The organism is Bacillus sp. FSL K6-3149 (genome assembly GCF_038630515.1).
GTDB classification, from domain to species: domain Bacteria; phylum Bacillota; class Bacilli; order Bacillales; family Bacillaceae; genus Bacillus; species Bacillus pumilus.
The window spans coordinates 730363-750659 of record NZ_CP152034.1 but is presented as its reverse complement, the minus strand read 5'-3'; the positions used below and the strand labels follow the sequence as shown (position 1 = coordinate 750659).

General features: G+C 43.2%; 22 protein-coding genes. 18 read left to right on the top strand and 4 right to left on the bottom strand.

Annotated features, from left to right (window positions below; all coding sequences use genetic code 11):
- The first annotated feature begins 106 nt into the window (after positions 1-106).
- The 4 genes from nhaC (at position 107) to MHB83_RS03895 (ending at position 3249) form a co-directional block, all read left to right on the top strand.
- Positions 107-1513 carry a Na+/H+ antiporter NhaC gene (gene nhaC, locus MHB83_RS03910; RefSeq protein WP_044140314.1) on the top strand — a complete coding sequence of 469 codons (1407 nt, stop codon included), beginning with the start codon at positions 107-109 and terminating at the stop codon, positions 1511-1513.
- A gap of 297 nt (positions 1514-1810) precedes the next feature.
- On the top strand, positions 1811-2236 hold the full coding sequence (locus MHB83_RS03905; RefSeq protein ID WP_050944558.1) for a DUF5082 family protein: 426 nt from the start codon (positions 1811-1813) through the stop codon (positions 2234-2236).
- A gap of 42 nt (positions 2237-2278) precedes the next feature.
- Entirely contained in the window at positions 2279-2542 is a 264-nt protein-coding gene (locus tag MHB83_RS03900) for a YwqI/YxiC family protein (protein ID WP_050944557.1), read from the top strand.
- Between the two features lie 281 nt (positions 2543-2823).
- Positions 2824-3249 (top strand): DUF5082 family protein, encoded by a 426-nt coding sequence (locus MHB83_RS03895; RefSeq protein ID WP_050944556.1) that lies wholly within the window; start codon positions 2824-2826, stop codon positions 3247-3249.
- 45 nt (positions 3250-3294) lie between these two features.
- Here the strand turns inward: MHB83_RS03895 and MHB83_RS03890 are convergent, their stop codons facing one another.
- The gene (locus MHB83_RS03890; protein WP_223251185.1) at positions 3295-3507 is read right to left on the bottom strand and encodes a hypothetical protein; all 213 of its coding nucleotides are present in this window, start codon (positions 3505-3507) and stop codon (positions 3295-3297) included.
- A 136-nt stretch (positions 3508-3643) separates the two neighbouring features.
- Between MHB83_RS03890 and MHB83_RS03885 the strand changes: the two genes are divergently transcribed.
- The 7 genes from MHB83_RS03885 (at position 3644) to MHB83_RS03855 (ending at position 10924) form a co-directional block, all read left to right on the top strand.
- Positions 3644-5602, top strand: a complete 1959-nt coding sequence (locus tag MHB83_RS03885) for a BglG family transcription antiterminator (protein WP_342496650.1) — start codon at positions 3644-3646, stop codon at positions 5600-5602.
- An 89-nt stretch (positions 5603-5691) separates the two neighbouring features.
- On the top strand, positions 5692-7002 hold the full coding sequence (locus tag MHB83_RS03880) for a PTS transporter subunit EIIC (RefSeq protein WP_050944554.1): 1311 nt from the start codon (positions 5692-5694) through the stop codon (positions 7000-7002).
- A 175-nt stretch (positions 7003-7177) separates the two neighbouring features.
- On the top strand, positions 7178-8611 hold the full coding sequence (locus tag MHB83_RS03875; RefSeq protein ID WP_342496649.1) for a glycoside hydrolase family 1 protein: 1434 nt from the start codon (positions 7178-7180) through the stop codon (positions 8609-8611).
- A 12-nt stretch (positions 8612-8623) separates the two neighbouring features.
- Positions 8624-8947, top strand: a complete 324-nt coding sequence (locus tag MHB83_RS03870; RefSeq protein WP_050944552.1) for a PTS sugar transporter subunit IIB — start codon at positions 8624-8626, stop codon at positions 8945-8947.
- 19 nt (positions 8948-8966) lie between these two features.
- Complete coding sequence (locus MHB83_RS03865; protein ID WP_024423898.1) at positions 8967-9296, top strand: PTS lactose/cellobiose transporter subunit IIA; 330 nt, start codon at positions 8967-8969, stop codon at positions 9294-9296.
- A 65-nt stretch (positions 9297-9361) separates the two neighbouring features.
- Complete coding sequence (locus MHB83_RS03860) at positions 9362-10216, top strand: polysaccharide deacetylase family protein (RefSeq protein WP_342496648.1); 855 nt, start codon at positions 9362-9364, stop codon at positions 10214-10216.
- Between the two features lie 339 nt (positions 10217-10555).
- A complete protein-coding gene (locus tag MHB83_RS03855) occupies positions 10556-10924 on the top strand; it encodes a glyoxalase (RefSeq protein WP_137054507.1) in 369 nt (122 codons plus the stop codon).
- A gap of 63 nt (positions 10925-10987) precedes the next feature.
- On the opposite strand, the gene ribD is transcribed toward MHB83_RS03855, so the two are convergent.
- Genes ribD through MHB83_RS03840 form a run of 3 tightly spaced genes read right to left on the bottom strand, consistent with a single transcriptional unit; the run spans position 10988 to position 13698 of the window.
- Positions 10988-12079: a bifunctional diaminohydroxyphosphoribosylaminopyrimidine deaminase/5-amino-6-(5-phosphoribosylamino)uracil reductase RibD gene (gene ribD / locus MHB83_RS03850; RefSeq protein ID WP_268459120.1), complete on the bottom strand. Its 1092-nt coding sequence runs from the start codon at positions 12077-12079 to the stop codon at positions 10988-10990.
- Positions 12066-12827 (bottom strand): GTP cyclohydrolase II, encoded by a 762-nt coding sequence (locus MHB83_RS03845; RefSeq protein WP_321999980.1) that lies wholly within the window; start codon positions 12825-12827, stop codon positions 12066-12068. The genes ribD and MHB83_RS03845 overlap by 14 nt, the downstream gene beginning before the upstream one ends.
- Positions 12805-13698, bottom strand: coding sequence for a VOC family protein (locus MHB83_RS03840; RefSeq protein WP_137054188.1), 894 nt, complete (start codon positions 13696-13698; stop codon positions 12805-12807). The genes MHB83_RS03845 and MHB83_RS03840 overlap by 23 nt, the downstream gene beginning before the upstream one ends.
- Before the next feature lie 178 nt (positions 13699-13876).
- Between MHB83_RS03840 and MHB83_RS03835 the strand changes: the two genes are divergently transcribed.
- The 7 genes from MHB83_RS03835 (at position 13877) to MHB83_RS03805 (ending at position 20288) form a co-directional block, all read left to right on the top strand.
- Positions 13877-14209, top strand: coding sequence for a helix-turn-helix domain-containing protein (locus tag MHB83_RS03835; protein ID WP_050944548.1), 333 nt, complete (start codon positions 13877-13879; stop codon positions 14207-14209).
- Positions 14210-14579: 370 nt separating this feature from the next.
- Entirely contained in the window at positions 14580-15038 is a 459-nt protein-coding gene (locus MHB83_RS03830; protein WP_034620280.1) for an NEAT domain-containing protein, read from the top strand.
- A gap of 20 nt (positions 15039-15058) precedes the next feature.
- On the top strand, positions 15059-15712 hold the full coding sequence (isdC, locus tag MHB83_RS03825) for a heme uptake protein IsdC (protein WP_034620342.1): 654 nt from the start codon (positions 15059-15061) through the stop codon (positions 15710-15712).
- An 18-nt stretch (positions 15713-15730) separates the two neighbouring features.
- Positions 15731-17548 (top strand): NEAT domain-containing protein, encoded by a 1818-nt coding sequence (locus MHB83_RS03820; RefSeq protein ID WP_050944546.1) that lies wholly within the window; start codon positions 15731-15733, stop codon positions 17546-17548.
- Positions 17549-17623: 75 nt separating this feature from the next.
- Positions 17624-18511 carry a heme ABC transporter substrate-binding protein IsdE gene (gene isdE / locus MHB83_RS03815; protein ID WP_003214804.1) on the top strand — a complete coding sequence of 296 codons (888 nt, stop codon included), beginning with the start codon at positions 17624-17626 and terminating at the stop codon, positions 18509-18511.
- A gap of 33 nt (positions 18512-18544) precedes the next feature.
- Positions 18545-19531, top strand: coding sequence for an iron ABC transporter permease (locus MHB83_RS03810; RefSeq protein ID WP_044140297.1), 987 nt, complete (start codon positions 18545-18547; stop codon positions 19529-19531).
- A complete protein-coding gene (locus MHB83_RS03805; RefSeq protein WP_226804437.1) occupies positions 19518-20288 on the top strand; it encodes an ABC transporter ATP-binding protein in 771 nt (256 codons plus the stop codon). Before MHB83_RS03810 ends, MHB83_RS03805 begins: the two co-directional genes overlap by 14 nt.
- Positions 20289-20297: the final 9 nt, after the last annotated feature.

Here is a 20297-nt window from a genome sequence, read left to right as displayed (position 1 = left end):
GCCTGTGAAATAGAGAAAAACAGGCAATTCACTTTCTTTCGAATTGACACACTTTTTTCACAATATTTTGAAAACGCTTAACGCACGCACAAAGGGAGGAAACACAATGAAATCACCACGTCTGCCGTCTATTTTAGAAGTCGTGTTTGTACTTGGCTTGTTTTTAGCAATTGTTTTATCTTTTACTCTTTATTTCAAATTGGATATTCAACTGGCATTGTTTATCTCATGGTTTATGGTCATTGCTTTAGGTATTCGATTAGGACATTCATACAAAGACCTTCAAAACGCCATTACAAAAGGGATATCGAATGGTTTAGAGGCTGTTTTGATTTTAATTGCAGTAGGTGCACTTGTTGGAACATGGATTGCCGGCGGAGTGGTACCAACATTAATTTATTACGGACTGGAATTTATTCATCCTAATATTTTCTTACTAGCTACGCTGATCATCTGTTCCATTATGTCTGTTGCTACAGGTACATCATGGGGGACAGTTGGAACTGCAGGTATTGCCATGATTGCAATTGGTGAAGGATTGGGAATTCCATTACCTATCGTGGCTGGAGCCGTTTTATCTGGAGCCTATTTTGGTGATAAGTTATCTCCTTTATCTGATAGTACGGTGCTCGCTTCCTCACTTTCAAAAGTGGACGTGCTCGCACATGTTAGAGCGATGATGGTCTTATCCATTCCTGCCTTTGTTATTACAGCCATTATGTTTACAATCACCGGATTTATGTATGGCGGAAAAAATATTGATCAAGGCAAAGTAGAGTTTTTGAAACAAGCACTGCAGGACACATTCACCATTAATATTTGGATGATTATTCCGGCGTTGATTGTTGTACTATTACTTGTCTTGAAAAAACCTTCAATGCCTGTTATTGCTATTGGTGCACTTCTTGGCGCTGTCTGGGCAATGGCATTCCAGGGAATGAATCCAGCCGATGCACTTGGTACAGCTTATAATGGTTTCTCTATTAATTCAGATGTTGATTTCTTAAATACGCTGTTAAATCGTGGCGGTATTGTCAATATGTTAGGATCTCTAGTGGTGATTATTCTCGGACTTGGTTTCGGTGGAGTACTTGAATACTTGGGCGTATTAAAAGTCATCGTCGCTACATTCGAGAAGAAATTGCATAATGCAGGTAATGTGACTCTATCAACACTTGTTGTTGCATTCTTCGCCAATATCTTTGGCTGTGCGATGTATGTATCATTAATTCTTACACCGAAAATTATGGAAAAGAGCTATGATAAATTAAAGTTAGACAGACGAGTTTTATCCAGAAACTCAGAGGTCGGTGGTACGCTGACGTCAGGAATGGTTCCTTGGTCAGATAACGGGATTTACATGGCGGGAATTCTAGGCGTATCGACATTCTCTTATTTACCATTTATGTGGTTGAGCTTTGTTGCCATTGCTCTTGCTATTATTTACGGATACACAGGGAAATTCATCTGGTACGTTAAGAATCCACAAGAATCAGAAGAATCAGCTTCATAAGCCGTTTACAAAAGCCGCTCCTCAACCGGGCGGCTTTTGTTTGTCCTAGGTCTGTATAACTATATGTGACATATAGCCAAGAATCAGGAATTAAGACCCCTTATAAAAGAGGTCTTAAGGGGTAATGTGAAGCAGAATGAAAGCATATTTATCCCATAAAAAAGGCACAAATACCTATTCAAACATGAGTCTTTGAACCTTATAATAACAATATTGGAAAAAGTGCTATTCACCTTACGCTCGTTTAGAGGATCTCTAAGCAGCGTTTTTATTTTTTGTCAGGAGGAGGAACCCATAATGAGCTTATCGGATATGCTGTCTGCCCTAAACGGTGGCATTACAAGTAAAAAAGCAGAAATCGAAGAGAAAATCGCTCGACTGAAAAAGGCGAAAAGTAAGGTCGAACGTGAACAAGATGCGGCAGAGACAGACCTGAAGCAAATCAAGCAGCCAAAGCTTGGGACCTCTTGGAAAGGTGAGCGAAGCCAGGATTTCAAATCAGAGCGGAATGAAGCACATGATGCGCTGCAAACGATTGTGAACGACAAGTATCCACGCTACGTGAGCCGCATCGAATTCAAAATCAGTACGTTAGAAGCCGAACAAGCTGCGTTATCCTTTGCCAGTTCCTTAGCAGGAGACGCCGCACGTCTTGCTGAAAAAGGAGAAGACGCAGTAGAGGACGCCAAACGCTTGATCTCAAAAGCATGGAGCAGCTTATAAGCTACCTTACCTTCATGCTGAACAAATCTGGAGGATATCACGATGGGACAAATTAAGTTAAACTACCAAACAGTTATGGATCAACTAGATGAAGTCTCCCAAGCAGTCGAAGCATTAACGATCAAAAAAGCAGCAGATAAAGCAGGTGAAAACAGCCTTGAATTTGTGACCAAGTGGACGGCGCGCGAAGCAGAGGTGAACGAAATGGTTTCAAGTTTTAAAGAAGCCTTAATCAAAAATGTTCAGGACACGCGCTCTAATGTGAAAACCTTAAAAGAACAGGACGAAGCGATTGCGGCAAAATAATGGCAATCATTTTTCTAATGGGTTTCATGGGATGATACGAAATATAGTTCTAAGGGACCATATATAATTCGGGAAGTACGACCTTGTGTTATTCCGATTTTCTTCCAAACACGTCACTAAAAGGACACCTTTTCCCTATTTAAGACTGAGGCTTTTCACCTTATACTATACTTAATGAAAGCAAAACGATAGAAATGTCAGGTTTGGAAAAATCAAGTGAGTCGATCGTTTCCAAGGCTCTGATCTGTGCTTTCGTATGAGGTCCGATAGAGGTGGATGACATGAGTTTATCCGAGATGCTACACCATCTGCATATGGGAATTGAAAACAGACGTGCAGAATTTGATGACATGATCTCTCGGTTAAAGACAGCCAAAAGCAATATTCGAACAGAACAAGATCTTGCGCAGTCAGACATAAAGGAAATTAAGAAACCTGCTCTAGATTCGTCATGGAAAGGTGAGAGAGGAACCGACTTTCATCGCCATCGAAAAGATGCCTATCATGTCATGCATGACATCGTGAACAATGAGTATGAAAAATATATCGCCGAGATTGATCAAAAAATATTGCACTTTGAATTAAAAAAAATGGAGCTGGCTGTTGCCAGTAACTTTGCCGGAAGAGCCCAGGACGTGATGGAAAAGGGTGAGGAGTTTGCACTCGATGTTAAACATCTGATTGAACGGGGCTGGAAGGCTCTTTAAAATAATAAAAACAGCCATCTCATCAGCGAGCGGCTGTTTTTCTGTTTAGTCACATCCACCACCACTATCCCCGGAATCTCCCCCGCAGGAGGCATCAGAAGCGTGATGAGTATAAGAATCAGTATAGGTACTTGTTGTTGAACTGTGATGTGAAGAACGCTTCGCAGACGTACGTTGATCCTTTGATGTGAATAAATGGGCGATGATTGCTCCTAAAGAAGCCAATATCATAATAACAACAAACATAAAAGAACCCATGATGCATCCCTCCTCTTGTTTCCTATTCATACGAATGAGCCATATCGTGGTTCCCGATTTGAAAGAAAAACTGGGCAAAGAGTTCTACTTTCGTTTATGATGATAGGCAAAAGTAAATGCCAAGGGAGGAGAGCCTATGCTATCTCTACGTCAGGAGGAGCTGCTGAAACGACTGATGCAAGCGGAACAGGAACTGACTAGTGAAGAAATTGCCCGCATGATTGGCGTCACATCAAGAACGATCCGAACAGATATGAAAGCGCTTAAATCTATTTTGGATGAACATGGAGCCGTACTTCATATCAAACGCGGGGCAGGGTATACATTGACCGTAGAGGATTATGGGTCTTTTCGTACATTTTTGAAAAAGTCGTTGGGAGAAAGAAACGAAAAAAAGGAGCAGACCATTCCCAATCAGCCTGAGGACCGTGTAGCCTATCTATTGAAAAGGCTGCTTCTGTCAGAAGACTATATTAAGTTAGACGCGCTCGCAGACGAATTATTTGTGAGTGAATCGACAGTGAAAAATGATTTGAAAGCGGTCAGACATTTGTTTTCATTACATGGCCTTTCTGTGTCACATCGTCCTAAATATGGGCTGCGGCTGACAGGGGATGAAATGAAATTAAGATATTGTATGGCTGAGCATGTGTTTCAGCAAGCGCATGCGAACCCTGCGCTGTTACCTGAAGAAACGTATCAATTGATTCAGGATATCGTGCGTTCACGTACAAAAGTAAGCGGACTTCATCTGTCAGAAATCGGTTTAAGTAATTTAGTCACCCACATCGCCATTGCATGCAAACGAATTGAAGAGAAAAAACTGGTCATGATGCCAGAAACGGAATTAAAAGAGATTCAAGTGCAGCCTGTTTTCCAAGTAGCTCAACAAATGGCAGAGGATATTCGGCATGTCCTAGCGATTGATTTTCCATTATCTGAAATGGCGTATATTGCGATTCACTTGATGGGAGCGAAAATGATGGCATACGGAGATACCGGTCATACGCTATGTCATCTTCTAGACGAAGATCACTTTCGCTTCATCCACCAACTGCTTGCTTATGTAGAGGAGCACATGTCACTTGATATTCAATTTGATAAAGAGTTAATCGTTGGATTAAGTCTTCATTTACGTTCCGCTATTCATCGTTTTAGGTACGGTATGAACATTCGTAACCCTTATTTAACGGACATTAAAAGGTATTATCCCATTGCATTTGAAGCTGGCGTCTATATGGGTAGGTGGCTGAGAGAAAAAGAGGGAATTGAGATTCATGAGGATGAGATTGGGTATTTGGCGCTTCATATCGGTGCTGCAATCGAGCGGACAAAATCACAGCATGTGAGAAAGAGATGCCTGATTGTATGTGCGACGGGTGTCGCCAGCAGTCAGCTCCTTCTTCATAAACTGACAGCGGCTTTTAGCGGAGGGCTAGAGATCGCTGGCACTGCAAGTGTTGGAGAAATTCCTTCGTTTGATTTGAGAAGCATTGATTTTATTATTAGTACCATTCCGCTTCAGAACACGTTGCCGGTACCAGTGATTGATGTACATACCATTCTAAGTGACGATGATATTGTGCGGCTGAAACGGTTTGTTCAGGGCGCGCAGGATACAGGGGTTTTGCGGTATGTGAGTCCGGCGCTGACATTTTTTCAGCAAGACCTTCAATCAAGGGAAGAGGTACTGCAATTTTTCGTAAACGTGCTCAAGGAACAGGATCGCATCCCGGAAGAGTTTGAACAATTATTGCTGGAAAGAGAGCAAGTGTCACCGACATCGTTCGGTCATTTGGTTGCGATTCCTCATCCGATGAAGCCGGCAACAGATGACACGTTTTGTGCGATCTGTACGTTGAAAAAACCGGTGCTGTGGGGTGAAAATCGGGTACAAGTCGTTTGTTTGTTAAGTATCCAGAAGACGTATCAAAAAGAATTGCAATCACTTTATCAATTTCTTGTACGGCTGACAGAGTGCAAGGAAGTGGTGGAGCAACTCATCAAGGCCGCTTCATTTGAGGAACTGACGGCGGCGCTTCAAGTATTGGAGCATCCGAATGAAAAAACGGGACACCCATTTCCGCATCTGTGAGGAAAAAGATTAGATGTTAATGAAAGCGCTTTTAAAATAACATCAAAAAGGAGGATGATCACGAGTTTTTGCAAAGGGGGAGACAGATCATGAGCTTCAAGGAGAAAGCGGCAGACGTCATGGGGAATGTGGCTTATCGCATCACGAATCAGAAGTATATTATGGCGATTAAACAGGCATTTGTCACACTGATGCCAATCATCATTACAGGGGCTTTTGCTGTATTGGTGGCAAATATGATCATGAGCCCGGAAACAGGGCTTGCTCATTTTGAGATGTTCAGATTTTTAGCGGAGCTTCAGCCAATTATGAAGGCAATCAATTATGCCACGCTGAACTTTTTAACGATTGGGGCTGTGTTCCTCATCGGGATAGAGCTTGGGAAAATCAACGGGCACAAGTCCCTGTTCCCAGGGCTGATGGCATTGATTTCATTTATATCTGTTATTCCAACGACACTTCTACTTGAAGTGGATGGATCGATGCGTGAGGTTGTAGATGTACTGGCAAGGCAATTTTCCGATCCAAAAAGCTTATTTTTAGGGATGATCATTGCGATCGTATCTGTGGAAATTTTTTGTAAGCTGACCAAGGTGAAATGGCTGCAAATCAAGATGCCAGATTCTGTTCCATCGAATGTGGCAACATCTTTTTCATCACTTTTTCCTTCGATCATTACGATTACGATCATTAGTTCCTTCGGCTTTGCATTTCACCGTTTGACAGGCATTTATTTGCATGAAGCAGTGTATAACGTGGTGCAACGCCCGCTAGAAAGTGTTGTACAGGGTCTACCGGGGATTTTAACGTTGATGTTTGTGGCGCAATTCTTCTGGGTGATCGGCATCCATGGCAACCAGATGATCAAACCGATCCGGGAGCCGCTCTTATTAGGATCAATTGCAGTGAATATGACAGCATTTCAAGAAGGAAAAGAGATTCCGAATATCATCACGATGCCATTTTGGGATGTGTATATGAGCATCGGTGGTTCAGGTGTGACCATTGGGCTTTTGATTGCGATTTTTATTGCTGGAAGAAGGGAAGAGATGCGAAGTATTGCCAAGCTCTCATCTGGTCCGGGTCTCTTCAACATCAATGAACCCGTTATTTTTGGCTTACCTGTCATGTTAAACCCTGTGATGGCAATTCCATTTATCGTCACACCACTTGTGACAGGAACGATTGGTTACATTGCGACAGCTACAGGGTTTGCTGGAAAAGCCGTCGTGATGGTGCCGTGGACGACACCACCGATTGTGAATGCATGGCTGTCCACCGCTGGCAGCATGGGGGCTGTCATCACACAGCTCATCTGTATTGTGGTCGCAGTCTTCATCTATTTGCCATTTGTCCTCTTGTCTAACCGCAAACCAGAAGCGGCACCAGATTCAGAATAAAAGGGGAGGCATGAATGAATATGCAATGTAGGTGGTTATGATCCCATTTCACTTGACCGTAAATATACGAAAAAAGGGCAGGAAGTCTCGATATGGGGGCGATTGTGAAGGCTATGTATTTGCAAGGAATTTGGGAAGGACTTCACGTTCAAACGAGGAAAGGGAAGGTGGCGACATGAACAGAATCGAGATTCCAAGAGATTTTATCCTAGGTGCTGCGGCCTCTGCTTGGCAAACGGAGGGGTGGAAGGGAAAGCAAGCGCATCAGGACTCGTACATCGACTTATGGTATAAGAACGGGTATCACGTGTGGCACGAAGGATATGGCCCGGCTGGTGCGACGAACTTTTACGAGCGCTATCCAGAAGATGTAGCCCTTATGAAAGAAATCGGTCTGACTCATTATAGGACATCGATCAATTGGTCGAGGTTTCTCATCGATTACGAGAAGGGGATTGTGGATGAAGCATATGCCCGTTACATTGATGATTTGATCAATGAATTAATCGCAGCAGGTGTAGAGCCGATGTTTTGCTTAGAGCATTATGAGCTTCCAGCCGTGCTGCTTGAAAAGTACGACGGATGGTCATCAAAGCATGTCGTCGAGCTGTTTGTTCTCTATGCGGAAAAGGTGTTTGAGCGATATGGAGACAGGGTCAAGCATTGGTTTAGCTTTAATGAACCGATTGTTGTCCAAACACGCGTGTACCTAGATGCTATACGTTATCCCTTTGAGCAAAATACGAAGAAATGGATGCAGTGGAACTATCATAAAGCGCTGGCAACAGCAAAAGTAGTGAAGCTGTTTCGGGAGATGGGATTGAAGGAATCAACAGGTGCAAAAATTGGGGTGATTCTCAATCCAGAAGTGACGTATGCAAGATCCTCTGCTCCGCATGATCAAGAAGCGGCACGGATATATGATTTGTTTTTCAATCGAATGTTCTTAGATCCCTCCATCAAAGGAGAGTATCCAGAAGAACTGCTTGATGTGTTAAAAAAGCATGAGATTCTTTTCGATGCGACAGAGGAAGAGCTTCAGGTCATCAAGAATCATACGGTTGAAGTCGTTGGGCTCAACTTATACTATCCGCATCGTGTCAAAGCACCGAGTAAGGCGTGGAATGAGATGACACCATTTCACCCGTCTTATTATTACGATATGTTTGAGCTTCCAGGAAGAAAAATGAATCCATTCAGAGGATGGGAAATTTACCCGGACATTGTCTATGATATGGGCATGAGAATTAAAGAAGAATACGGAAATATTGAGTGGTTTGTGGCCGAAAACGGCATGGGCGTAGAAAAGGAAGAACGGTTTAAAAAAGAAGACGGTATCATTGATGACCAGTATCGCATTTCATTTATCAGCCAGCATTTGAAACGGGCACTTCAAGCGAAAGCAGAAGGCTCAAATTGCACGGGATATATGCTGTGGGCTTTTACGGATAATGTATCGCCGATGAATGCCTTTAAAAATCGCTACGGATTAGTCGAAATCCAGCTGGAAAATGAACGGAATCGTCAGTTGAAGGCATCAGCGTATTGGTACCAGACATTAATTAAAACAAGGGAACTGAAGATCCAAACAGAAGTCAACTATCGATAGGAGTGTTGGGATATGAAACGAATCATTCTCGCTTGTGCCGCAGGAATGTCGACATCCATTGTAGTGTCCAAAATGAAGGCAGCCGCAGAAGCGAAGGGGCTGGATTATGAGATATACGCCATACCTGAAGGGGCTATTGCGGATGAATTAGAAGAGCATGGAGAAGATGTGCAGGTGATTTTACTTGGACCGCAAGTAAGCTTTATGAAAAAGGCAGCAGAAAAAACAGCGGCACCTTACCAAATACCTGTTGATGTCATCAATGTGAGATTATACGGAACAGCGAACGGAGAAAAAATACTAGAGCATGCTCTGAAACTAGCAAATGAATCTTAAGTAATTGGAGGAGAAGCAGATGACGGTATTAGAGGAAATGCAGGGAGCAGCCTTTCAAATCATTGCTCATGCAGGCGAGGCAAGAAGTCATTATGTTGAAGCGATTCGTCTAGCAAGAGCTGATGATTTTGAAAAAGCACAGCAGTTGATTGAAAAAGGGGAGGAAGCGTTTCGAAGCATCCACAACCTGCACTTGTCGCTGATCCAAAAAGAGGCGGCAGGTGAGCAGCTTCCCTTTTCTTTACTGCTGATACATGCAGAAGATCAAATGCTCACAACAGAGACCATTCATCTGCTTGCCATCGAAATGATTGAAATGTGTAAAAAAATGAACACCCTGTCAAAATAGATATCAGGTAGTAACCAATTTCTGTTATAATCATTCGATAGATAGAGAGAAAGCAGGATTGGTGAATGAAAAAAACATGTATGTTGATTGCGGTTGGTCTTGTGGCGCTGCTCATTTCGGGTTGTATGGGAACGAAGGAGCAAACGGAAGGAAACCAGCAAGTAGTCAAAGAGGAAAAGGGTCAATTACAAGCAAAAGAAACAAAACAGATTCAGCAGAAAAAAGAGGCAGAGATAGATACACAAAACTGGATTAAGCAAAAGGAACCAGTAGAGCTTCCGATTTTGATGTATCACAGCATCTCCAGCGGTAACTCGCTTCGTGTACCAAAGAGCGAGTTTGCGGCTCATATGAAATGGCTGAAGGACAACGACTATGTCACGCTGTCGCCAGAAGAAGCGTACCGCGTCTTCACAACAAATACGAAGCCAAGTGAAAAGTGTGTCCTTATTACATTCGATGATGGATATACCGATAACTATACAAAGGCATTTCCGATTTTAAAGCAGTATGGAATGAAGGCAACGATTTTCATGATTGAGCAATCCATTGGCCGTCCGAACCACTTAACGGATGAACAAATGGATGAAATGATAGCAAATGGGCTATCAATTGAGAGTCATACCATTCATCATTTAGAGCTCAATCGTTTATCAAAGAAGCAGCAGAAAGAGGAATTAAAAGGGTCAAAGGCTTTCTTTGATCAACGTTTTTCTCAGCGTACGAGAATGGTCAGCTATCCTGTCGGGCGCTATAACGAAGACACGCTAAAGCTGGCGAAGCAAGCCGGTTATCAAATGGCTGTCACCACTGAACCAGGACATGCGAAGAAGGAACAGGGGATGATGTCCTTGCACCGTGTTCGCGTGTCACCGGGACTTTCACCCGAAAGCTTTGGCAGGCTGGTAGAAGGGAATTAACGATAAATGTTTCACATGAAACAATTTACGACAAGTTTCACCAAAATGAATCACTACACATGATATGTCTTGGTTTCAAATGTCATTACAAGAGACACTTAGATGGACAGAACTTTCATTACAATGGGAGTTCTGTTTTTGAAAAAAATTTTGCACTGTCATTTAGATGAAATCAATCAAACTCTACATCGTATGAAACACCTCACGGAAAGACTCCAAGTATCAAGCCCACCAATGAAGCAAAGAACAAAAATACCCAAGCAAATTTGCTCAGTATCACAAAAACTTAAGAAACACTTCATAGAAAAACCAATTGAGAAAAGAAAGGAAGAGAGGATTATGTCAAATTTTGTTGGAATCGATCATGTTCAATTAGCTGCCCCAAAAGGTAGTGAAGAGAAAGCACGTTTGTTTTTTGGCGGAATTTTAGGAATGGAGGAAATACCCAAGCCTAGTAATCTAGCTAAACGTGGAGGTGTCTGGTTTCAATGCGGTCATCATCAGCTTCACATTGGAATACAGGATCATTTCCAAGCTGCAAAGAAAGCCCATCCAGCTTTTCTTGTAAAGTGTCTATCGGAATTAAAAAAGGCATTATTGAATCACCACATTAGCATCAGAGAAGATGAGCCATTGGAAGGAGCCATCCGGTTCTATGTAGAAGATCCCTTTGGGAATCGAATTGAATTTTTAGAGAGAACAGACTAAAAAAACTAGATTTTTAAAAACAAGGCGGCTGTTGAGGAGATCTAAACAGCCGCCTTGTTTTTGTTATTGATAAACGGGATAGCCCGTTATTTTAATATCTTTCCCAAGTGTTTCTACTGAGAGCTGATCCAGTTCAATGGCATCACTCATGAGACGTATGCCTTCCCCTCCGAAAAAGGAAGGAGACAGCCTTCCGCCAATGAGTTTAGGTGCCATATAAATGACCAATTTATCTACAAGCTGCTGTTCTAAAAATGAAGCATTGATCTGGCCGCCGCCTTCAATCATGAGGGAGGAGACATTTCTTTCTCCCAGCATTTGAAGTACTTCTTGCAGGGGCACCCGCGTCTCGCTGTCTGTTACAAAGACGCTGACGCCGGCTGCTTCTAAAGCGGCTCGTTTTTCCTCATCGGCTTGCTTTGTTGTAAAGATCCATGTTGGTGCCATCTGATCAGTGACGATCTTTGCTGTCAACGGTGTTGATAGCTTAGAGTCTAAAACAATTCGAACCGGATGATGCCCATTTGGAATCCGTGCAGTTAGTGAAGGATCGTCATGAATAACAGTTTGAGCACCGACCAAAATCGCATCATTGATGCTGCGGATATGATGAGCATCATAACGGGATGTCTCAGATGTAATCCATTTGCTGTCAGACGTAGCAGACGCAATTTTTCCGTCTAAGGTAATACCTGCCTTGAGCGTCACGAAAGGTGTTTTTTTCGTAATAAAATGATTAAACACTTCATTCATGAGAATGGATTCCTGCTCAAGTACGCCTGTAATCACTTGGATGCCAGCATCTTGTAAAATGGCGATTCCGCGGCCAGCGACAAGCGGGTTCGGGTCAAGTGCTGCCACGACAACGGTTTCGACGCCTGCTTTCACAAGTGCCTCCGCACAAGGACCTGTACGGCCATGGTGGGAACAAGGCTCGAGGGTCACATAAATAGTGGCTCCTTTTGCCTTGTCTCCAGCCATTTTAAGTGCATGAATTTCAGCATGTGGTTCACCGGCTTTCATATGAGCACCGACTCCAACAATTTCATTATCGCGCACAATCACAGCCCCGACGAGCGGGTTCGGTGATGTCTGGCCTTTCATTGCCCGTGCATTTTCTAGGGCTAGATTCATATATCGCTCATGATGTGGCAATCGTACGCACCTCTTGCTCCGCCTTCATGTGACCTGAGCGGTTGATTTTTGTCTGCAAGTATTTTTCATTAAACTCTGAGACATCACCCCAAAGCGGAATACGTCCAGAAAGAGATAAACCTGCATGGCTGATGGCATCTGTCTTTTTCGGATTATTGGTAATGAGTCTGACTGGCTTTGTACGAAGTGTTTGAAGAACCGCGATGGCTTCTTCATATTGACGCGTGTCATCTTCAAAGCCGAGTGCTTCGTTCGCTTCTACTGTATCGTAGCCGTTTTCTTGAAGGATATAAGCCATGGCTTTCGTGAAAAGTCCAATACCTCGGCCTTCATGGTTGGCTAAATAAAACAGGGCACCTGCACCATTGTCCTCAATCATTCGCATGGACTGCTTCAATTGGAATCCGCAGTCGCAGCGCTTGCTTCCGAAAATATCACCAGTGTGACAAATGGAATGCATGCGGATAAGAGCTTCGTCAGCGTGCTCGAAATCTCCATACACTAGCACGCTTGACTGCTGATGATCGGCAAGCTGGCGGGACGAGAGGCTTTCAATTAAAGCTTCATCTGACAATGGCTCTAACCCGTCGTCTTTTAACCATGAATACCAGTTGAACATCACCGTTCTGCCGTCTAAATTCACTGGCAATTTAATGGGTCCAGTGATATATATATACCCGTCTTCTTGCTGTACTCGTTTGATTTTATCTTTGAAAATGGCTGTTTTAAGATCTGTGTGTTTGTCCATATTCTGCACCTTCTTTTTTGTCTGTTTCTTCAATCTGTAAACGAACGAGAACGCCAAATGGATCAACAAATTCGTTACTTTTCCCTATTGTTTTCACTTGAGTGCCTGCTTTTGTTAGGCGCTCAACGACGGACTGTCTGTCTGCTTCTTGTGGGAATACGAGTGTATAGCTTCTAATTCCTGAAAAACGTGGATCAATGGCTCCTTTTCGTCCGCGTCCCCATGCATTAAAGGCAAGGTGATGGTGGTACACACCAGCGGCGATAAATACGCTTGCTGGTGGAGCCATTCGGATATGAAAACCGAGCGTATTGACATAAAAGGAATCAGCTTCTTCTGGGTTCAGATGGAAATGTAAGTGTCCCATTACTGTGCCAGCCGGAAGTCCTTTCCACGTCGTATCAGCGGCTTCTTGCAGGAGACCATCTCCATCAAGAGGTGCATTTCCGCCACCTTTCAGTTCTCCATGCTCACCTACCCAAACGTCCTCAGGGCGATCAGCATATATTTCTACGCCAATGCCGTCAGGGTCACTTAAATAAATGGCTTCACTGAAAAAGTGATCGCTTGCTCCAATTAAAGGATAGCCTTTTTTGATCACATGTGCCAGCCATGTGCCCAGGTTTTTTCTGGTAGGTAATAAAACAGCAAAATGATAAAGTCCTGGCTCATGATCAGGTTTCTCCTTGAGCTGTGCATCTTCTTTTAACAAAAGGATTGGTTCCTTTGCATTGCTTCCAAGAGTGACGGTGGATTCCGTCTGTTCTAATAAAGTAAAACCTAAAATGTCTGTATAAAAAGGCAAAGAACGCTCAAAGCTGGACACATGTAATTCTGTTACACCTAATCTTACCTGCTCTATTGTATTCAAAGCTCGGTCATCTCCTTCATGTTATATGCATCTGCATGTTCAATGGTTTATTGAAAATCTATAAAAATGAATACCTTGTTACTTAAAGTAACTAAACTATATAATAGTTAGTAACTTATTTCAAGTAATTAATTATGTTATAATGAAAAAAAGAGAGAAAAGCGGGAGGGAGTAAGGTATGGCTCAAGTAGATGGCTGCCCAATCACAGATGCCATGGAGATTCTAGGCAAGAAGTGGGTCATTCTCATCATCAATCAGCTTCTGACAGGCCCTAAGCGTTTCTGTCAGCTTGAAAATGAAATGAACATCAGCGGCAGATTATTATCTGAAAGGCTGAAGGATTTAGAGGCTGAAGGACTCGTTGAGAAGAACGTATACCCTGACATTCCAGTACGGATTGAATACGAATTAACAGCGCAAGGGAAGAAAATAGAGCCGATTATTCGTGAAATGTATGCTTGGTCTTTAGAACGTAAAAATAGCAAAAAAGGGGAACATGTTCCTTCCTAATCGATTTCGATCAGTCTGTCTGATCGAAATTTTTTTGTGCGATTTTCCAGAAATCTAAGTCAATAGTATGAAAAATGATGTTGACAATAAATTCACTCATCATATAAGATCAAGAAGAAGAGGGTTCTTTTCCCTGTAATGGAATGGAGGTCATGCCATGGTATCATGAATGGGACAGATTGCCTAAAACACGTGTCAAACCATCATTTAGAAACAGACATCTTTGGCTTTTAGGAAGCAAAGATTTATTTTTTCAACTCAATTGATAATGATTATCATAATCATCTATAAGTGTGATCAAGCGCTTATGAAGGTTATTTTTTTTATTATCCGTTGAGAATAATTATCAATATCATTTAGGAGGGTTCACATGAAAGCCATTCGTTCAACATCACACGTATTATTGTTCTTTAGCTTTGTTCTATTATTTGCTCTAGCCCCGATTAGCTCAGCCTCAGCAGCAGGCTTAGCAGATGGTCAACATTCAGCACAATATGTGGTATGGAAGGCAGATAGCGATTCGACTTCAACAGCGAATACGTATTTTGAAAAACCAGCCAAGCTTGTCGTGAAGGATGGAAAAATCAAAGCACAAGTCACGTTAACGAATAGTTCTTGGATCACTAGCTTTAAAACACTTGAACAAGGTGTCTACAAAGATGCGAAGGTGATCAGTACAAACACAGCTGCGAATAAGAGAACAGTAGAATTCAACGTGAACAGCCTGACAGAAGTCGTACCAGCAAAAGTGAGCGTGACTGTACCGGTCATCGGATATACAGGTAATTACGACATCCGTATCAAGTTTGATGCAGCATCTGTTCAGTAAAAAGGGAGGAAATTCGCTTGATGAAAAAAATGATGAGGCTATCAGTCTTCATGACCGCTTTATTATTGGCACTCATGCTGCCTTTTTCAAACGCACAGGCTGCCACGTTAAAGGATGGTACATACTCCGTCAACTATACTGTGCTCAAGGCTGAAGGAAATGCGGTCTCTATGGCAAATGACTACTGGCTGAAGCCAGCAAAAGTGATTGCAAAAAATGGGAAGCTGACAGTACAAATGACCATTAAAAATAGCAGCTGGGTGACGGAATTTAAAGTTCCGGGAAATGGCGGCTATGTTGATACAACGGTTCTCTCAACCAATAAAAAAGCCAACACAAGGATTGTTCAGTTCCAAGCTCAGAGCTTGTCTAAACCAATCAAATCAAAAATTCATGTCACTGTAAAATCTGCTGATTATGATCATGATTATACCATTCAGCTGAAATTTGATGAGAGCAGCATGAAATCACTTTCGTCTAACAGCACAAACAAATCAGCGGGTGAAGCAGAAAAGCAGCAGCCATCAAAAGAATCAACGAAAACATCTGATTCATCCACGACAAAACAAGAAGAGAATCCTCAAACTGGTGATACAAACCAGACAGGGTGGCTCCTTGTGCTTGCTCTATGCTCAGGCGGATTTTTAGCAAGAAAGTGGATCATTAAGCATTAAGGAAGGAAGTGTCACCATTTGAAACGTCTTTTTCATCTAAAGGCAGCCATTCTGCTCGTTTTATTCAGTTTATTGACTGCATTTCAGATTCCTCAAGGAACGGCTCAAGCTGCATCATTTGTTGATGGTGAATACACGGTCGGATTCACTGTTTTAAAAAATGGCAGCACAGAAGCGTCCATGATGGATACGTATACAGAAAAGCCAGCTAAGCTGATTGTGGAAAATGGTAAGACGACTGCCTATGTCACACTGAAGCAAAGCAAAGAGATTACAGATTTCAAGGTCGAACAAAATGGCGCTCTTGTCACCACTGAAACCGTCAGTGAGGATGCAACTGCCAATACACGTGTGATCAAGTTTGATGTTGCCGACTTATCAGCCAAATTAAACGGCTGGGTGAAAATTTATTGGGATTTAGGCGGCTTTATTTATGACGAAGCATATGACGTACAGCTTGCATTCGATCAAAGCAGCCTAACGCTCGTTACACCTGCAAAGCCAGACGATAACGAAACAAAACCAGATGACCAAAATGGCACAAAGCCAGACGATAACGAAACAAAGCCGGATGACCAAAATGGCACAAAGCCAGACGATAACGAAACAAAGCCGGATGATCAAAATGGCACAAAGCCAGACGATCAGCAGACAACACCAGACAATAACAATGGTACAAAGCCAGTAGATTCTGCGCAAAATCAACTGAAAGATGGCGAGTACCGCATCAATTACAGTGTGCTCAAAGGGGATGAGGACGAGGCATCTCGGATGAACCAATACTTCTCACATCCTGCATCCTTATCCGTCAAAAACGGAAAGCAAACCATTTCCTTTACGGTGAAGGACAATACGTCTGTTGCTTCTTTGAAAATAGAGAAAAACGGCTCTTATCAAGAAGTGAAGACCGTCAGCACAGATCAAGCAAAGAACACAAGAGTGGTGTCATTTGATGTCGCTGATTTGAAAAAAGCGGTCAAAGGAAAAGTTCACATTGTAGTAGCGGCCGCCCACTATGACCAAACTTACGATATTCGTTTTCAATTCGATGCAAAGAGTATCGCGCCACTTAAAGGCGGACAGGTAGAGGAAGAAACACCTGCTGCACCAGAAACACCAAAACCAAACACACCATCACCAGAAACAAATAACGGCGGAGCTCCTCAAGAGACGGCTCAGCTTAAAGATGGTGTATACAAGCTTCCTTTCTCAATGAAGAAAGCAGACAAGGATGAGCTTTCTCGTATGAACGATTACGTCGTGAGCCCTGCGACATTGGTTGTGAAAAATGGCCGCCATTTCGTTTCATATACAGTGAAGAATAGCTCAGCTATCACGTCCTTCCAAGTAGGAACAGGTGGCAAGTTTGAAGAGACGCTTGTTGCAAAAACAGATCAAAAATCAGATACACGAGTGATTCAATACGAAGCCAAAAGCTTAAGCACGGCTCAGGCAGCACGCGTGAAAATTGATATTCCAGCTGCGAATTATCATGAGCAGTACGATGTCAAACTTATCTATGACACAAAAGGAATTGCTCTTGGTGAAGGAAGCGGGATTCGATCGATCATCGGAGACGATGAGAGTATCGGCTTTGTCAAAAATCCAAATGATCGCGATTCTCAATCAAATCAACCAAATCAACTTGAGAATTTAGCGCCAGAGGAAACAGGTGCAGAGCAGCTGACATTTACTCCATCAGATGACCAAACCAAGTCTGAGACTGGACAGCTGAATCCAAAAACAGGAGATACCTCTCTTCTTTGGGTGTATATTCTTTTATTCGGCGGGTCATTATTCGTACTCGTCAGAAAGTATCAAACAAGAACAAGATAGATGGTTTAGTTGAAGTGAGATGCGCCGAGATCATCGACGCATCCACTCTCTTTTTTCGAAAGGGGGCTTCTGTTTTTGAAGCATCGAATGTTATGTACCTTGATCGCTGCCCTTAGTGTGTGCGTGATCTTATCGGGCTGCTCGCAGTCAGCTGAAAGCTCAGCAAAAGGCAAAAAAAACGCAGATTCAAATGCGCGCATTGTGGCAACGACTGTAGCTGCTGTGGAGATCATGGATGCCTTAGAGATCGATCTTGTTGGGGTGCCAACAAGCCAAAAATCCTTGCCAGCTCGTTATAAAGGACTGCCAGAAGTCGGCAATCCAATGAGCCCAGATATGGAAATCATCCAATCACTTCAACCGACAGATGTCCTGTCCGTTACAACCCTTCAATATGATTTAGAGACACCCTTTCAACAAGCAGGTGTCCCTGCCACATACTTAAATCTCGAGAGCATGGCTAACATGGAGAAGGCGATTACGAAGCTTGGAGCTCAGTATGACAGAAAGAAACAAGCCGAGCGCATTGTGTCTGACTTTGAGCAAAAAAAGAAAGACATACAAGAGAAGACGAAGGGAAAACGAAAGCCATCCGTTCTGATTTTGCTTGGTGTACCAGGCAGTTATTTGGTGGCGACAGAGCATTCATATATTGGTGATCTTGTGCGTATCGCAGGCGGAGAGAACATTGTCAAAGGCGAGAAGATGGAGTATTTGGCTTCCAATACGGAGTATTTACAAAAAGCCAATCCAGATATCATCCTCCGGGCCGCACATGGGATGCCAGATGAAGTCGTCCGCATGTTTGATCAAGAATTTAAAACAAATGACATTTGGAAGCATTTTCATGCAGTCAAGCAAGACCGGGTGTATGACCTCGAAGAAAGCTTATTCGGGACAACGGGCAATTTAAAGGCAGCAGAAGCACTAGATGAACTAACGCGTATGCTGTATCCGTCATAAGCGGCGAATTTGAATGATAAAAGGACGTTTAAGATGAAAAAAACAGGGATTTTATTTCTGACAGTCAGTGTCTTACTGGTGTGCGTGTTTATTTATTCCGCCATTACGGGGAGCATTCATGTCACCCCGATTGAATTATTGGAAGGGCTCATCACCGGTCAACATGCACAGGTAGAAATCATTAAAGATCTCAGAATTCCTCGCATGCTCATTGCAATGTTTACAGGGGCTGCTTTATCTGTCTCCGGTGTACTGCTGCAGTCGGTCATGAGGAATCCATTAGCTGATGCCGGCGTCATTGGGATTTCATCAGGAGCCAGCTTCTTTTCTTTAATGGCCATAACAGCACTTCCTCAATTTTATTTCTACTCTCCTTTATTTTCGGTGTTAGGTGGAGCCATTGCGTGTTTCCTCGTGTATGTTCTGTCTTGGAAGGGTGGATTAAGCCCCATCCGCATGATTTTGGTTGGGATCGCCATCAATGCCATGTTTACTGGAATGGCTGAAGCATTTGTGACCATTTGCAGTTATTTCAATATCACGATCAATCAGTCAGGACAGTCGAATCTCACGATGAAAACGTGGGGGGATGTCCGTTTAATCGGAGTCTATGGCGTCGTCGGCCTTGTCGTAGCCCTTTTCTTTAGCAGATGGTGTAACCTCTTGGCTCTTCAGGACAAGACAGCGAAAAATTTAGGATTGCGTGTGACCAGAATGCGCCTTTTGATTTCCATCACAGCTGTATTGCTTGCGGCGGTGACAGCAGCGGTAGCGGGCGTGATTGCCTTTGTCGGTTTGCTTATCCCGCACATTTCAAGAAGACTTGTCGGGTCTGATCACCGGGTACTCATTCCATTTTCTGCGTTAAGCGGGGCTTTGCTGATTCTGACGGCTGATACGCTCGGCAGGACGCTTGTCGCGCCAAATGAAATTCCTGCTTCTACGATCATGGCCGTGATTGGCGGGCCATTTCTGATCTTTTTACTAAGAAGGGGGGACCGTCTCCATGGACATTCGTGAGGTGTCATTCTCATATGACCAGCAGAAGGACATCGTTCAATCGGTCACAACACGCATTGAAAAGGGGAAAATCACAACCATTATCGGTCCGAATGGCTCAGGGAAATCTACACTGCTTTCATTGATGGCGAATAACCATGCGCCAAACAAAGGGCAAATTCACTTAGACGGCCAAGCACTGAATGCATTTAAGCCAAAGGAGCTGGCAAAAAAGCTGGCTGTCGTCCATCAGCAAAATGAAGCGCCGCTTGATTTAACGATCGAGAGGGTCGTGGCATTCGGCAGAACGCCGTACCAGACGATGCGCGGAGGAGACAAGGAAGAGGATGAGAGAGCGATAGAGTGGGCGCTTTCCAGTACAAAGCTAACGGAAAAACGAAAGGTGCCGCTCGCCTCACTGTCAGGCGGTGAGCGGCAGCGAGTATGGATTGCGATGGCACTTGCGCAAAAAACGTCGATCCTTTTCTTAGATGAACCGACAACCTATTTGGATATCTATTATCAATTTGACATTCTTGAGCTTATCCGTGAGCTCAATGTCGTACATGGACTAACAATCGTTATGGTGCTACACGACATGAATCAGGCTGTCCGCTACAGCGATGTCATCATTGCGATGAAGAATGGCCGGATTATGAGTGAAGGACAGCCAAATGATGTGTTAACAGAAGAAAATGTGCGGCACATTTATGATGTGTCCGTCACGATTAAACAGGATGCAGAAACAGGGATGTATATCGTGCCTGTTGGTATATAAGCTGTGCAA